Annotated in this window: 12 protein-coding genes and 4 tRNA genes; 9 read left to right on the plus strand and 7 right to left on the minus strand. The window is 52.0% G+C overall.

The genetic code is table 11. The annotated features are described in order from the left end of the window. Positions 1-33: 33 nt before the first annotated feature. Positions 34-1,308, minus strand: coding sequence for an ATP-binding protein (locus HP566_RS02170; protein ID WP_249975613.1), 1,275 nt, complete (start codon positions 1,306-1,308; stop codon positions 34-36). Between the two features lie 6 nt (positions 1,309-1,314). Further along, positions 1,315-1,731 (minus strand): hypothetical protein, encoded by a 417-nt coding sequence (locus HP566_RS02175; protein WP_249975614.1) that lies wholly within the window; start codon positions 1,729-1,731, stop codon positions 1,315-1,317. Positions 1,732-1,892: 161 nt separating this feature from the next. Between HP566_RS02175 and pyrC the strand changes: the two genes are divergently transcribed. Then, entirely contained in the window at positions 1,893-2,930 is a 1,038-nt protein-coding gene (pyrC, locus tag HP566_RS02180; RefSeq protein ID WP_249975615.1) for a dihydroorotase, read from the plus strand. A 71-nt stretch (positions 2,931-3,001) separates the two neighbouring features. Here pyrC and mtnN read toward each other — a convergent pair whose 3' ends face one another. Together mtnN and folD are read right to left on the minus strand one after the other, a co-directional pair. After that, positions 3,002-3,709 (minus strand): 5'-methylthioadenosine/S-adenosylhomocysteine nucleosidase, encoded by a 708-nt coding sequence (gene mtnN / locus HP566_RS02185; RefSeq protein WP_249975616.1) that lies wholly within the window; start codon positions 3,707-3,709, stop codon positions 3,002-3,004. 53 nt (positions 3,710-3,762) lie between these two features. After that, positions 3,763-4,635: a bifunctional methylenetetrahydrofolate dehydrogenase/methenyltetrahydrofolate cyclohydrolase FolD gene (gene folD / locus HP566_RS02190; protein WP_249975618.1), complete on the minus strand. Its 873-nt coding sequence runs from the start codon at positions 4,633-4,635 to the stop codon at positions 3,763-3,765. Positions 4,636-4,848: 213 nt separating this feature from the next. Between folD and HP566_RS02195 the strand changes: the two genes are divergently transcribed. From HP566_RS02195 to HP566_RS02210, 4 genes are all read left to right on the plus strand, one after another. Next, positions 4,849-4,925, plus strand: a tRNA-Pro gene (locus tag HP566_RS02195). 93 nt (positions 4,926-5,018) lie between these two features. Next, positions 5,019-5,095 (plus strand) — tRNA-Arg (locus tag HP566_RS02200). A 60-nt stretch (positions 5,096-5,155) separates the two neighbouring features. Then, a tRNA-His gene (locus tag HP566_RS02205) sits at positions 5,156-5,230 on the plus strand. 33 nt (positions 5,231-5,263) lie between these two features. After that, positions 5,264-5,338 (plus strand) — tRNA-His (locus HP566_RS02210). A gap of 136 nt (positions 5,339-5,474) precedes the next feature. Here the strand turns inward: HP566_RS02210 and amt are convergent. Then, positions 5,475-8,855: an ammonium transporter gene (amt, locus tag HP566_RS02215; protein ID WP_249975619.1), complete on the minus strand. Its 3,381-nt coding sequence runs from the start codon at positions 8,853-8,855 to the stop codon at positions 5,475-5,477. 325 nt (positions 8,856-9,180) lie between these two features. Here amt and HP566_RS02220 point away from each other — a divergent pair, with 325 nt between their 5' ends. Next, positions 9,181-10,422, plus strand: coding sequence for an NAD(P)/FAD-dependent oxidoreductase (locus tag HP566_RS02220; RefSeq protein ID WP_249975620.1), 1,242 nt, complete (start codon positions 9,181-9,183; stop codon positions 10,420-10,422). Positions 10,423-10,515: 93 nt separating this feature from the next. Next, positions 10,516-10,725 carry a hypothetical protein gene (locus HP566_RS02225; protein ID WP_249975621.1) on the plus strand — a complete coding sequence of 70 codons (210 nt, stop codon included), beginning with the start codon at positions 10,516-10,518 and terminating at the stop codon, positions 10,723-10,725. A 115-nt stretch (positions 10,726-10,840) separates the two neighbouring features. Here the strand turns inward: HP566_RS02225 and HP566_RS02230 are convergent, their stop codons facing one another. Then, a complete protein-coding gene (locus tag HP566_RS02230; protein WP_249975622.1) occupies positions 10,841-11,131 on the minus strand; it encodes a helix-turn-helix domain-containing protein in 291 nt (96 codons plus the stop codon). A 388-nt stretch (positions 11,132-11,519) separates the two neighbouring features. Here HP566_RS02230 and HP566_RS02235 point away from each other — a divergent pair, with 388 nt between their 5' ends. Both HP566_RS02235 and HP566_RS02240 read left to right on the plus strand, forming a co-directional pair. Beyond that, positions 11,520-13,109 carry a peptide chain release factor 3 gene (locus HP566_RS02235; protein WP_249975623.1) on the plus strand — a complete coding sequence of 530 codons (1,590 nt, stop codon included), beginning with the start codon at positions 11,520-11,522 and terminating at the stop codon, positions 13,107-13,109. 11 nt (positions 13,110-13,120) lie between these two features. Next, a complete protein-coding gene (locus HP566_RS02240; RefSeq protein ID WP_249975624.1) occupies positions 13,121-13,897 on the plus strand; it encodes a TatD family hydrolase in 777 nt (258 codons plus the stop codon). A gap of 26 nt (positions 13,898-13,923) precedes the next feature. On the opposite strand, the gene HP566_RS02245 is transcribed toward HP566_RS02240, so the two are convergent. Further along, positions 13,924-14,883, minus strand: coding sequence for a YgfZ/GcvT domain-containing protein (locus tag HP566_RS02245; protein WP_249975625.1), 960 nt, complete (start codon positions 14,881-14,883; stop codon positions 13,924-13,926). Between the last annotated feature and the right edge of the window lie 85 nt (positions 14,884-14,968).

A 14,968-nucleotide genomic window follows, 5' to 3' on the forward strand; every position in this document is an offset into this window, starting at 1 on the left:
GTCCTCGATTTTTTGGTGACTACCAGGCTGCTATTACCTATCAGGGGCTGAGCAGCGTGGAAGTGTTACTTCCGTTAAGGTGCCACCTTCAGGGTGATTATATAGGCTCACACCGCCGCCAAAGCGATTAATGGTGGCATGAGTTAGGAACAAGCCAATGCCCATGCCTTTACTTTTGGTTGACACAAAAGTATCGCCGAGCTGGTCGGCAATGGACATGGCAATGCCGGGTCCATGATCGCGAATATCGATAATGACACTCTCTTCCTGCCAGTCTAACCGAATCGCAATCTGTTCCGGGTTGGCATCTGCAGCATTATTAAGCAGGTTAGTGAGTGCCTGGTCGAGTGTGGCATCTACCGCAAGCCATGGACGGCCGCGTTTTTCTGCCACATCAAAATGGTGGCTTACATCGGGTCTGATGACGAGCCAGCGCTGCACTACCCCCGTGAGCCATTCCTCTGCATCCAGAACCTCTGGCTCTGCCATGCGCCGACGATCCGCGTTCGTTACCAAATGCTGTAAACGTGACTTACATATATCAACTTGCTGGCGTAGTAGGGCTATATCGTCTTGCAGAGCCGTTCCTTGAGGGGCTTCTGCCTGCATCTCTTTAAGCAGTACGGCCATGGTCGAGAGTGGTGTGCCAAGCTCGTGGGCAGTACCTGCTGCCTGAGTGGCCACTGCGAGCACCTGCTCATTACGCAGCGCTGACTCACGAGTCAGTGATAAGGCCTTATCACGGCTGCGGAGGGCATGTGCCATTTTGTAAATGAAAAAAGTCACCAGTCCTGCCGAAAGACCAAAGTTAAGCCACATGCCAAGCACATGCAGACTCAGTGGGCCATCGCTGTTGATATGCCCCAACTGGGGGATAGGGTGGTAATAAAACATCAGGAAGGTGTAACCGGCCATGGAGCAGGCAGCAACGATCCAGGCGTGACGCCAGGGCAGGGTAGCCGCCGCTATCGTAACAGGCACTAAATAGTAGGTGATAAAGGGGTTGGTAGACCCCCCGGAAAAATAAAATAACAGTGTCAGGCCTGCAATATCGGCCAATAGATGCGAAAGATACTCCAGGTGCCTTACTGCTCTGGGTCTGCCGAGTCGCCACCAGGTGGCAATATTGAGCACACCCATGGCAATAACGACGCCGACAACGGCAGTGACCGGTAAATCAAACGCCAGTAGCTCAATACCCACGATAATGGCCAGTAAGAAGCCAGTCCAGGTAATACCCCGAACAATAGTCAACCGAACCAGGTTGCGGTTAGGTGTGGATAGGGGTAGAGGCAGAGCGGTAGGCATAACGTACTATTTGCTCGATGTTTTAACGCTGTGAATGACAAACTTGAAGAAGAGTGTCATGACATAAGTCATCCAGCCTGCGGATGCCAATAGATTGAAGAGCAGCATCTTGGGGGGGAGCCATGCGCTGCCAAGTAGCGCTTCAAGCATAATGTGGAAAAACATGGCCAGCAGCAGCGGTAACGCAAGCGTGTGTATCCACATATCCGTGCGCCGCTTACGAATATGGTAGCGTCGCAATAAGTAACGCAGTGGCCGATGTGCCCAGCTAAACAGTACCAGTGTGCCGACCACGAACAGCACCGCCAGGGTAGGTTCGGTGCTGCCTTTGTGCATTGAAATTGAGATCGACCAGGCCAGCCCAAGCCACATTAACCCTTCAATACTGGCGATAATGTCTGCATAACGACGCACATTCTGCATAAACAACACAATCCTTGATCTTACAAAGTGACGCCATGATACGACACTTGATGAGAGCTGTGGGGCAGATCGATGGATTTATACCTTGGCGGGATTGGGTATACTGTGCGGATCTTATTGCACTGACTTACTTCTAACACCAGATCAGCACAGGATTTGCCGTGGACGCTATTACCATCACCCGCCCCGATGATTGGCACCTGCATTTGCGCGACGACGAGGCGCTAAAAGCCGTGATTGGCCATACCGCTGCACAAATGGGCCGGGCGATCATCATGCCAAACCTCAAGCCCCCCGTAACCACTACGGAACAGGCGATTGCCTACCGGGAGCGGATTTTGGCGGCTTTACCGGGTGGTAGTCGCTTTGAGCCACTGATGACGCTATATCTAACGGATACTACGTCGCCGGATGAGATCGTAAAAGCAGTGGAAAGTGGGATGGTTAAGGCCGTTAAGCTCTATCCAGCAGGTGCTACGACTAACTCTGCCTCAGGTGTGACCGACATTGCTCATTGTGATGAAACAATTGCGATGATGGCAAACGTGGGTATGCCGCTGTTGGTGCATGGGGAGGTGACGGATAACGACATTGATATTTTTGATCGTGAAGCCGAGTTCATTGAACGGGTAATGAAGCCTCTGCTGGCACGCCATCCGAATTTAAAAGTGGTGTTTGAGCATATCACCACTCAGCAGGCGGCTGAGTTTGTGGCAGCAGCCTCTGACAACATTGCCGCTACCATCACGGCTCACCATTTGTTATTTAATCGCAATAAAATGCTGGTTGGGGGCATTCGTCCTCACTACTACTGCCTGCCTATTCTTAAACGCGAGCAGCATCGTCAGGCTTTATTGAAAGCTGCGACCAGCGGAAGCCCAAAGTTCTTTCTGGGGACGGACAGTGCTCCCCATGCCCAGGGTGATAAAGAGTCAAGCTGTGGCTGTGCGGGGGCGTATACCGCTCCTGCCGCCATTGAGCTTTATGCGATGGCATTTGAAGAGAGGCAGGCGCTTGATCAGTTGGAAGCGTTTGCCAGCCTCAATGGCCCACGTTTTTACGGGCTTTCACCCAATAAAGATACCGTGACACTTGAGCGTTCCAGCTGGCGTTTACCCGAGTGTTATCCTTATGCCGCCAATCAAAATATCATTCCTTTAATGGCGGGAGAAAGCTTGCCATGGGCGCTTAAAGCATAAGTGCGGTGGCATAGGCATGCCGGGAGCAGCTAACAAACGGAGCCAACCGGCTCCGTTTGCGCTGGCGAGGTTCAGGCGTTGCCCAGCACCTTAAGCATGTGATCGACCATCCGTGAGGAGTGGTCTGCGGCAACTTCCAGGAATTGCTCAAAGGAAAGGTGGTTGTCACCACTGCCAGGAATATCGGAAAGGGCACGGATCACCACAAAGGGGCACCCGAAAAGGTGGCAGGTTTGCGCAATAGCGGCGCCTTCCATTTCAACGGCCAGCATGGTGGGGAACTGAGCGCGAGTGGTTGCCACTCGCTCCGGGTCAGCCATGAAAGCATCGCCTGTGGCTATCAAGCCTTCACGTACTTTTACTTCTCCCAATGCCGCAATAGCACTGCGGGCAATGTCACGTAACGGTTGGTCCGCTTGATAGGCAGCTGGCATACCGGGCACCTGGCCCGGCTCATAGCCAAACACAACGACATCTACATCATGATGGCGTACTTCATCAGAAATGATGACATCGCCGATATTAAGATCGGTCGCGAAGCCGCCAGCTGAACCGGTATTAATAATGGCGTCGGGTTGGTGACGTTCCAGAAGAAGGGCGGCACCAACCGCTGCATTGACTTTTCCGATGCCGGATTGCAGCACCACAATATCCAGCCCATGGCGAGTACCGGTATAAAACACAAAGCCTGCATGTTCATAGCGCTCAGCATTTTCAAGCTGACCCGCCAGAATACTGACCTCTTGCGCCATAGCGCCAATAATTCCAATCCGTTGCACGACTACATACTCCTGTATTACCTGTTAACGTCAAGCAGCTGTTGATAGCGTGCTCATTGGGATTGATGACGATGTTTATCGTGACGCTCAGCGGCTTCCAGGGTGTTTTCCAGCAGAGTGGCGACTGTCATTGGGCCAACGCCGCCGGGAACTGGCGTAATAAAACTGGCGCGTTCGGCAGCTGCGGTGAAATCAACATCACCTACCAAGGAGCCATCAGCTTGTCGATTGATACCCACGTCAATCACGATCGCGCCGGGTTTAATCCACTCCCCTTTTACAATTCCCGGTTTACCGACAGCAACCACCACCACATCCGCACGGCTGACATGCGCCTCCAGGTTCTGTGTGAAGCGATGGCACACCGTGGTGGTGCAACCGGCCAGCATAAGCTCCAAGGCCATGGGGCGACCCACAATATTAGAGGCGCCCACCACAGTGGCATCCAGCCCACGAACCGCAATGCCGCTATGGACAAGCATGGTCATAATCCCTTTCGGAGTGCAGGGGCGCAGCGACGGCATGCGCTGTGCCAAGCGACCAATATTGTAAGGATGAAAGCCGTCCACATCCTTATCGGGCAGTATGCGCTCGAGGATTGGGCGGGCATCAAGGTGTTCTGGCAGTGGAAGCTGGACGAGTATGCCATCAACTGATGGGTCATCATTCAATTGATCAATCAGTGTTTCAAGCTCCTGCTGCTGAGTATCGGCGGGCAGGGCATGCTGAAAAGAGAGGATGCCAGCTTGCTCGCAGGCCCGATGCTTATTGCTTACATAAACATGAGAAGCTGGGTCCTCTCCGACCACTACAACGGCTAGTCCGGGTACTTGAGCACCAGCTTGCTGGCGTGCGCTGATCCTCTCGGCAACGTGTTGGCGGACATTAGCGGCGATGGCTTTCCCATCGATGAGTTGGGCGGTCATGTAATGAGGTCCCTATGAAAGATTGAAAAGCAAAGCAGACTGCGCAAAGCACGTGTGGTGGCATGCTTATCGAGATGATCAATTTTCGCATGCCAGGGCGGCAAGGCAAAGCATCTATCGAATCAACCACTTTAAGTGTTGACTTTAAAATTAGAAATAGTAATATATGCCTCGCTTGAGACGGGCCATGCAGCAGCGTCTAAGGTAGGAAATCGGGATGTAGCGCAGTCTGGTAGCGCGCCTGCTTTGGGAGCAGGATGTCGGGGGTTCGAATCCCTCCATCCCGACCACATTACCTAACGCGGAAGGTGGTAATTTGCTTTTCCAGACTTTGGCTGTGGTCAAGTGCTCATCAGTATTCAGCTGTCTAGAATGCTTTATGTGCGCCCATAGCTCAACCGGATAGAGCAACGGCCTTCTAAGCCGTAGGTTGCAGGTTCGAGTCCTGCTGGGCGTGCCATTAATGATCTGCTAGATGGTCGTTTTCAGTTCAGGTGTTCAAGCAAGTGCTTCGTCAATGGTGGATGTAGCTCAGTGGTAGAGCCCCGGATTGTGGCTCCGGTGGTCGTGGGTTCGATCCCCATCATCCACCCCATCGATGTTAAGTGCGTTCCAGTTTTAGGTTGTGGTGGATGTAGCTCAGTGGTAGAGCCCCGGATTGTGGCTCCGGTGGTCGTGGGTTCGATCCCCATCATCCACCCCATTTTCCTAATACATGCTTATATTTGTTTTATCCCCCTCCCAGTTGTTCTAACGTCATCTTCCTGGTCATTTAATCCTTAGCCATTTAACCGGCTATTTTTAACCTGATTTACTATTTCTCCTTTCTCTTGTGGCTTTTATCTGGGCATTACTTTTATTTTTTTTCCGGCCATATAGGTTAGTGGTTCTGGCTTGCCCAGTAAGTACCCCTGCGCGTAATCAATGCCCAATTCCTGCAATATGGATAATGTTGACGTGTGTTCAACAAATTCAGCCACTGTATCAATATTCAATGCTTTGCCTACTGCATGGATGGCTTCTACCATTGCACGGTCTATTGGGTCCTGATGTAGGTTGCGGATAAAGTTGCCGTCGATTTTTAAATAGTCCACGGACAGCTGTTTTAAGTAGCTGAACGAAGAGAGGCCTGTACCAAAATCATCCAGTGCAAAACGACAGCCCAGTGCCTGTAGCGATTGAATAAGCTCACTGACTTTCGATAATTGAGCGATGGCGGCACTTTCAGTGATTTCAAAGCACAAGCTACCCATGGGTAAGCCCGCTTCCTGCACCTGCTGGATGAGATCCTTACAGAAGTCGCTATCTGACAGTGATTCCCCAGACAGGTTGATTCCCCAGGAGCCGACCTCCTGATGATTATCGCTTCGGCAGTGATCGGTCAGCCAGGCAAGCGTATTGCGCACTACCCAGCGGTCTATGCGAGGCATAAAGTGGTAGCGCTCGGCTGCCGGCAGAAAACTTCCCGGCGAAATAATTTCGCCATCTTCTTCAAGACGCAACAATATTTCCCGGTAGCCCGGCCCTGTGGCACAAATGGGTCGAATTGGTTGCGCATAGAGACGAAATGTATCGTTATCCAGAGCATTTTGTAAGCGCTGAACCCATTGCAGTTCGCCATTACGCTCTAATAGCACATGGTCATTGGGTTTAAAGCAATGAAGGCGGTTGCGTCCTGCCTCTTTGGCGGTATAGCAGGCAGCATCTGCTGCATGCAGTGCATCGGTTAAACGCATGGGGTATTCGGGGGTAATGGCGACCAGGCCAATGCTTACACCGATACCGAAGGTATGCCCCTGCCAAGCGAAGCGGAAGCTCTCGATATCGCTGCGCACCGCTTCACAAATAAGGCGTGCTTTTTCTAACGGGCAGTCGGGAAGCAACAGGGCGAACTCATCACCGCCAAGACGGGCAACGGTGTCGCTGTTGCGCACATGTGCTTTCAGCTTTAAGGCAACCTGGCGAAGCAGTTCGTCTCCCGCCAGATGTCCGCAGGTGTCGTTCACAATTTTGAATTGATCCAAATCCAGATAGCAAAGCACATTATAGCGATTGGGCTGTTCTAGTAAGCTGGTAAGTGTGGTCTCAAAAGCGCGGCGATTGACAAGGCTTGTGAGGTTGTCGTGGGTCGCCTGATAGTTAAGCTGTTCGGATAGCTTTCTGGTTAAGCTGACATCCTGAAATACGACTACTGCGCCTAAGGTGATACCACTTCGTGAGCGTATGGGTGCGGCGCTATGTTGAATGGGATAGCGTTTACCCATTTGGTTAATAAGCATGCAGTGTTCACTGTACTGAACGGCGCGGTGTTGGGTCAGAACCTGCTTTGCAGGGTTATTGAGAGGCTCATTGGTCAGTTCATCACGTAGTTGGTAAACCATTTGAATGGGCTTGTTGAGGATGTCTTTTAGCTCCCAGCCGGTTAATCGCTGCGCTTCGGCGTTCATAAACGTAATATCGCCGCTGGCATCACAGGTAATGACGCCATCGCCAATAGAGGCAAGCGTGGTGCGGGCTAAATCCCGCTCACGATTCAATTGATCCTGGAGTTGCTTGCGTTCGGTGATGTCGCGCACCATGCCTGAGCATTCGGAAGCAGACCCCGTTGCACCTTCGCTAACCTGGATTTCCAGGTAACGCACCTGTTGGTCTTTGGTGCGTAGTTTGACTTCGTGACGTGCCCCTGGCTCAAGCCGCTTATTGGGTAGCAGTTCACTGACAGGCTGGCCAACCAGTGTGGATGCTTTAACGCCAAACAGTGTTTCTGCGCCAGGGTTGAGGCTGGTTAGGATTCCATCCGATCGCCAGGTGATCACGCCATCCCGCAGGTTTCTCAGCATCACTTGAGTGTGACCGACCGCTCTTTCAAGGGCTGCCGATACCCGGTTATAACTGGCAGCGATCTCACCAACCTCGGTAAACGGGTTCGCCTCGATGCGCTGACGCATATCTCCCTGTTGTTCATGCTGGCGCATGTGCTCCAATAGCTGATTCAGTTCATTGGTAGCACCATGTTCAGCCAGATTCAGGCCCATCTTTTCGGCTTCAACAGAGACCCGCATAGGTAAAAAGTGGCGGGTGATGCGAAAGAGCAACCACGCTATCCCAAAGCTCCACAGGGCGCATACGATGACACCAAGCAGCTGCACGCCGAATTGACCGCCCCGGCTCAATTGAGTGTCCAGCAGAGTGAGGTCGGCAAACCAGGGTAACGCCAGAGTGCCCCATATACCGGAAACTAAATGGGCAGGTATCGCGCCAACCGCATCATCAATACGTTTTTTGAGTAGCCATTCACTGGCGAAGACCATGAGCACGCCGCTGATGGCGCCCATCAAAAAGGCAGCGGGTATGCCAAGTGCGTGGGCGCCACCGGTGACCGCCACCAGGCCCGCGATGGCGCCGTTGATGGCATACATGACATCGGCGTATCGTCGTGTTCTCCAGCCAATTAACATGGCCGACAAGATGCCGCCAACTGCTCCAAGAATGGTATTGGCCAATATGCCAGGAACAGCATGGTTCAAGGCCAGTGTGCTGCCGCCATTAAAGCCAAACCAGCCAAGTACCATAAACAAGGCGCCCAGCATGGCAAGGGGTAGGTTGCCTGCTGGAAATGTGGAGGGGGCTTTGGCATTTTGAAACCTTCCGATGCGCGGGCCAATGGCCAGGACGGCTGCCAACGCTACCCAGCCACCGACACTATGCACCACGGTCGAGCCGGCAAAGTCCACAAAGCCAATGGCTGCCAGCCAGCCGGTAGTGCCGCCGAGCAGGCCTCCCCATGCCCAGTGTCCAAATATCGGGTAAATAAGCAGCGCTACCCAAAAGGCTATCCACAGATAGGCTAAAAACGGCAGACGCTCCGCCACTGCCCCTGCCACGATAGTGGCAGCGGTGGCACAAAACATGGCCTGAAAAATAAACACCGTAATGGTCCAGGATTGGCTTCCGTCCAGATGCCAGCCAAATAGCGATGTACCTACCCAGCCGCCTAAAGAGTCCCCAAACATCATGCCAAAACCCGCAAACCAGAATACACTTAACGCAATAGCGAAATCGGCCAGGTTTTTCATCGCCACATTGATTGCGTTCTTTGTACGGGTGGTGCCGGCTTCCAGGCATAGAAAGCCTGCCTGCATTACAAACACCAGTGCAGCCGCCCAAAGTACCCAAAATATGTCCAGTAGAGTGGTATCCAGGCTGAGAGTGTCTGACATTGATATTTCCTTGAGCTTTGTTGGTGCGAAGGCCGCTCTTTTTTAGTGCTTCCATGGCTTGTGCAGACGCTTTTCAGATCATGACCGGTGATGTCTTTGTCGTGCTGTTAGCATCCTTAAGTATTAATAAAGCAATAGTTGTGCCGCTAATAGTCAAGTCATCCGTTTATACTAATATGTCGACATATTTATCCATAAAATGCCATTAAAAAAGTTTTTTAAGCTATGTGAATGCCATTTGTTTGGTGATATTTTTTAAACTACTTGATTTCGCTGGGTTTGCTGGCGAGGGCTGCACAGATAACGTTCGGGGGAGTGCAACATAATGGCGCGTCAAACGGTGGTGTTAGGGGCAGGAATGGTTGGTGTCAGTATTGCCTGGCACTTGCAAAAGCGTGGTCATAGCGTGACGTTGGTTGACCGGCGCCAACCTGGCCGTGAAACCTCCTTTGGTAATGCGGGAATTATTCAGCGAGAGGCTGTGCGGCCATATCCTTTTCCCCGGGATATGAAAACGATTCTGAGTGTGCTGCCCAATAAGCGGGTGGATATTCGCTATCGTCCGGCAGGTATGGTGAACGCTGCATCACCTCTGTTCAGTTACTGGCATAACTCTTCTGCACGGCGGTATCAAAAAATCGTTCCTGAATACGCTTCACTTATTCAACTGTGCCTGGAAGGCCATGGGCCGATGATTGAAGCGGCGGGGGCCAACCATCTGGTGCAGCGTAAAGGGTGGCTGGAAATTTATCGTACCCCCAAAAAGCTCTCCAAACGCGTAAAAGAGGCAGAAGAGGCGCGTGACCTTTACGGCGTTCAGTTCGCTGTATTGGACCGCGCGGCGCTGTCTGAGAAAGAGCCTGATATAGGAAGTGACATCATAGGGGCTATTCACTGGCTGGACCCTTGGACAGTCGCTGACCCTGGTGGGTTGGTGGAAGCATACGCAAATTCGTTTACTCAACAAGGAGGGCGAATACTGCAAGCGGACATCAAAGGCGTAAAACAAGATAAAGAGCGTTGGCAGGTGGAGATGGCCACCGACACTTTGGAGGCCGATGAGGTGGTCGTCGCTCTGGGGCCATGGTCGGGCGATTGGATGAAGTCACTAGGGTATCATTTCCCCACGTTCGTAAAGCGTGGCTATCATATGCATTATGCTACTCAACCTGATGCCAAACTGCATTATTGGGTTATGGATGCTGAAGTGGGGTATTTACTGGCGCCCATGAACGCTGGGGTAAGACTGACCACAGGGGCTGAGCTTGATCGGCTTGACTCCCCTTCCCACGAGCAGCAGCTTGGGGCAGCAGAGAGCGTAGCACGCACTATTTTCCCGCTTGGCGAGCGACGTGACCCATCAGCCTGGAAAGGGGCGCGTCCGTGCTTGCCTGATATGAAGCCTGTGATTGGTCCGGCTCCCCGGCATCCCGGGTTATGGCTGGCATTTGGGCATGGGCACCAGGGGTTTACTCTTGGGCCTGCGACCGGTCAGTTACTGGCCGACATGATAGAAGGCAAGCCAACGGCAATTGATATGGCGCCGTTTCGCGCTGATCGCTTCTAAATTACCACGCAAAGAGTGCGGTGGTGAAAGTGGTGTAACGGCAGGAGTTTTGCTACTCTTGATATATCTTTTATTAAGATGCGAGGTGGGAAGATGGATGTTGCCGCTAGCAGCGCAGTAAGTACCGCACTCTATATGAATCAAGCGCAAACAGCAGAGCAGGCCCAAATGCAGGTGTTTCAGCAGGCCCTTGAACAGCAGGCTCAACAAGTCAGTGAAGTGCTTGCTTCGGCTGACCTGGGAGCACAGCCTGATCTTGCCCAAGAAGGTAGCCGGGGAACACAGGTTAATACCTACGCCTGATTTATACGCGCTAGACAATTGATATTGAACACATCTAAACGCCGCTTAGCTCGGCGTTTTTTTAATGCCTTACAACAAAAGCCACCGCATGTGGGTGACCTTATAGTTGGTGACTCTAGGAAAGGTCAGTTAGCGCTTCAGGATGTTTCTCTGCTACCCGCAACAGGGTGCGTGCAGTACCTGTTGGGAGTCGCCGACCTTGTTCCCAGCCGCGAAGCGTGCCAGGACTTACATCCAACAGCTTAGCAAATTCATTTTGTGAGAGCCCCATACGATGACGCACTTCTGCGGCTTTGGGAACTTCTACCTGTGTTTCGCGAGCTGGGTTACCTTGCTTCATTTGGCGTATGGATGCCAGCAGCGTATTGCCAATCTCTTCACCGGTTATAAAGTCATCATTCTGCATCTTCAATTTCCTCCTTAATCTGCTTGAGGATGTGAGAGGGAATATTCCCGCGTACTGACTTGGTATAGATGACCAGCAGCCAAATCTTACCATCCGGTAAGCAGTTATAATGAATGACAGCTAGCTTTAAAAATATCTGTTTCGGCGATAGTGTACATGCACTTACTATGCGTCACTGACGTACATGACGCAAATATAAATTTTCAGCGAATGTAAAGGAGGGCATAAGTGCTGGAGAGTGTTTGAGGGGCAGGGGACCCCAGGCAGTTTTAATGAACATGGCACCTGAACCCTGCTACCGGTACAATCTCCCCCAATTCTGAATAACTCAGCCAGAGTAGCTTGAAGGTTAAGTACGTGACTGAGTACAAATGTCTTTAGAGGTAAGATGAAAGATACCCAGTTAGCCCATGAGGCGGGGCTTAGACGCACCTTTGCGATCATTTCGCACCCCGATGCGGGTAAAACCACGATCACCGAGAAAATGTTGCTGTTTGGAAATGCTATCCAGATGGCTGGCTCCGTAAAGAGCAAGCGAAATGACCGGCATGCCACATCCGACTGGATGAAAATGGAGCAGGAGCGGGGTATCTCGGTAACCACCTCGGTGATGCAGTTCCCCTATGGCGGCCGTATTGTCAATCTGCTGGATACACCAGGGCACGAAGACTTTTCCGAGGATACCTACCGGACGCTAACGGCGGTCGACTCTGCCCTCATGGTGATCGATGGTGCGAAAGGGGTCGAGGATCGTACGATTAAACTGATGGAGGTATGCCGTTTACGTACGACGCCTATCTTAACGTTTATCAATAAGATGGACCGTGATATCCGCGACCCGATTGAAGTGATGGATGAAGTGGAAACGGTCTTGAATATTCAGTGTGCGCCGATGACCTGGCCCATTGGAATGGGGCGGCACTTTAAGGGAGTGTATCACCTCTACAATGACGTTATTCATCTCTATACCCAGGGTCAGGGTAGCCGTATTCCTGATGATAAGCGTATTAATGGGTTGGATAGCGCTGAAGTGGATGCGGTGCTTGGTGAAGAGCAGGCCGAAGAGCTGCGCATGGAAGTCGAACTGGTACGCGGTGCTTCCCACGAATTTGATTTGGAAGCGTATCGTCGTGGCGAGCTGACGCCGGTCTATTTTGGTACCGCCATGGGCAATTTCGGTGTGCGTGAGATGCTGGATGGCTTTGTAGAGCATGCCCCCGCACCTCAGCCCCGTGAAACGGATACCCGGGAAGTGACTGCCCATGATGAACGCTTCTCTGGTTTTGTATTTAAAATCCAGGCCAATATGGACCCCAACCACCGGGACCGTATCGCCTTTCTGAGAGTGTGCTCAGGCAAGTACGAAAAGAATATGAAGATGCGCCATGTGCGGATCGGCAAGGATGTGAAGATAGCCGATGCATTGACGTTTATGGCTTCGGATCGCTCCCATGTAGAGGAGGCATGGCCCGGTGACATTATTGGCCTGCACAACCACGGCACCATCCAAATTGGTGATACGTTTACGGTGGGGGAAGATATGCGCTTTACCGGCATTCCCCACTTTGCACCTGAGCTTTTCAAACGGGTCCGCCTGAAGGATCCGCTAAAAATGAAGGCGCTGCAAAAAGGCTTGCAGCAGCTTTCTGAAGAGGGTGCCACTCAGGTCTTTATGCCCATGGATAATAACGATTTGATCCTGGGGGCTGTTGGTACACTGCAGTTTGATGTGGTCGCCCACCGTCTAAAGGAAGAGTATAAGGTTGACTGCCTTTATGAAGGAGTCAATGTACAGACGGCCCGCTGGGTATATTGCGAAGATGCCAAAATGCTGGAAGAGTTTAAGCGTAAGGCAAGCGCTAACCTGGCGATCGATGGTGGTGGTTATTTGACCTATATAGCGCCGACCCGGGTCAACCTCCAGATGACTCAGGAGCGCTGGCCCGATATTCGCTTCCAGCCAACTCGCGAGCACTAATCCGATTCGCCATGTTGATTGATGCCCACTGTCACCTGGATTTAGCCGCGTTTGATGATGATCGTGATGAGGTTATCAGTAATGCCAAGGCGGTGGGTGTTGATCATTTTGTAATACCGGCCACTACACGCGCTGGCTGGTCAAATGTATTGGCGCTGGGTAGCCGTGGCGATATCAGTGTCTGTGTGGGGTTACATCCTTACTTTATTTCCGAGCACCGCGAGCAGGACCTGGCTGCGTTAGAACAGCTGATTATTCAGCTGCTAGCGCATCGCCGTGTAGTGGCTGTGGGGGAGTGTGGTGTCGATGGGCGCTTTAAGGATACGCTCGATAAGCAGTGGCACTACTTTGATGCCCAACTAAATCTGGCGAAGCAGTATGAACTGCCTGTCGTGATTCACTGTGTAAACGCTAATGATCAGGTGGGTAAGCGGTTGCGCCAGCTGGTACTTCCTCGCGGTGGTCTGATTCATGCGTTTTCTGGTTCATACGAGCAGGCTGAGGCATTTTTAAAACTTGGTTATACGTTGGGTCTGGGGGGGGCTGTTACCTATGAGCGAGCCCAGCGCTTGCGTCGTGTGGTGGCGCGGCTGCCTGACGATAGTTTCGTACTGGAGACCGATAGCCCCGATATGCCGCTATGTGGTTTTCAGGGCCAGCGCAATGAACCGGGTCGGGTGGCAAAGGTATGTGAAGTGGTTGCTGCCTTGCGCCACCAGTCAGCTGAGGAAGTGGCAGCGCTAAGCAGTGCTAACGCTGTGCGATTATTTAATCTGGCAATTGAGTGACGCTGCCAAGCACTCATCATTACGTGCTATTCTGCTAAATCGGCCGCAAGTTGCTCCGGGTCCAGCCGCTCAACTGCATAGGGTAGAGTGCATAGGGTAACGGGACAATCCTCCCAAAATATACCTGTTTCCCCTTCAACCACTTTAGTGTTCATGACCGCAAGCAGTTCTATGCGCTGATCATCACTAAAGGCACTGCTGACAACTTCGCCCACAGACTTTCCATCACCACCAAGAAGCGTATCCCCAGCGTTGGGTAACACGGACGCGGGTATTTCAGCACGTATCAAACGCTTTTTTACCTGGCCACGGAAGTGCGCACGTGCCACGACTTCCTGACCTGTGTAACACCCTTTTTTAAAGCTAATGCCACCCAGGGCCTCCCAATTCAGCATCTGTGGCAGGAAATGATCCTGTTGGGTGTCAGTTAACCAGACTAAGCCGCTGCGGATGTCCTCCAACTGCCATGCATTGCGTGCTTCATTATCATCGCTAACATCGATTGTCGGCGGGCTGTTAAGACAGAATAGCCAGCGTGTATTACCCGGTACACGCAGTACACATGCCTGATCATTGCTTTGCTGGGTATAAGGTTGTTCGGGTAGCGATAGCTCCACCGAATCTGCCAGTGATTGGGCATCTTCGCTGGCGCCGATGAAGGTTAGCGATGGTTGGGGGATTAGCTCGGTGCGATAGAAAGCAGCAAATTTCTTCAGGTGGGTTGTGAGCATCTCAATCAACGTAGCGCTCATGATCAATCGGTAATGATCATCACCAAGACGCAGCAACTGGCCATTAGCAATCATTCGCCCCTTAGGGGTACAAAAACAGGTGAGTGGTGCGAAGTGACCATTGGCTAAACTGACTTGAGCGCTGGTCTGCCCCTGCAGGAACTTTTCGGCGTCCGTCCCCTTCACATCCAGAGCGCCTAAATGCGTTAGACGTACGATACGATCCAATTGGGTTTGCGAGGTGGCGGTCGCCATAAAAACTCCTTTAGTGGATGGAGGTAAATATCGTGAATACACGCTTTGTGCAGGCTATGCCAAGGTGTTGATGTATGTTACTGCG

The organism is Vreelandella olivaria, assembly GCF_023507745.1.
In the GTDB taxonomy this organism is placed as follows: Bacteria; Pseudomonadota; Gammaproteobacteria; order Pseudomonadales; family Halomonadaceae; genus Vreelandella; species Vreelandella olivaria_A.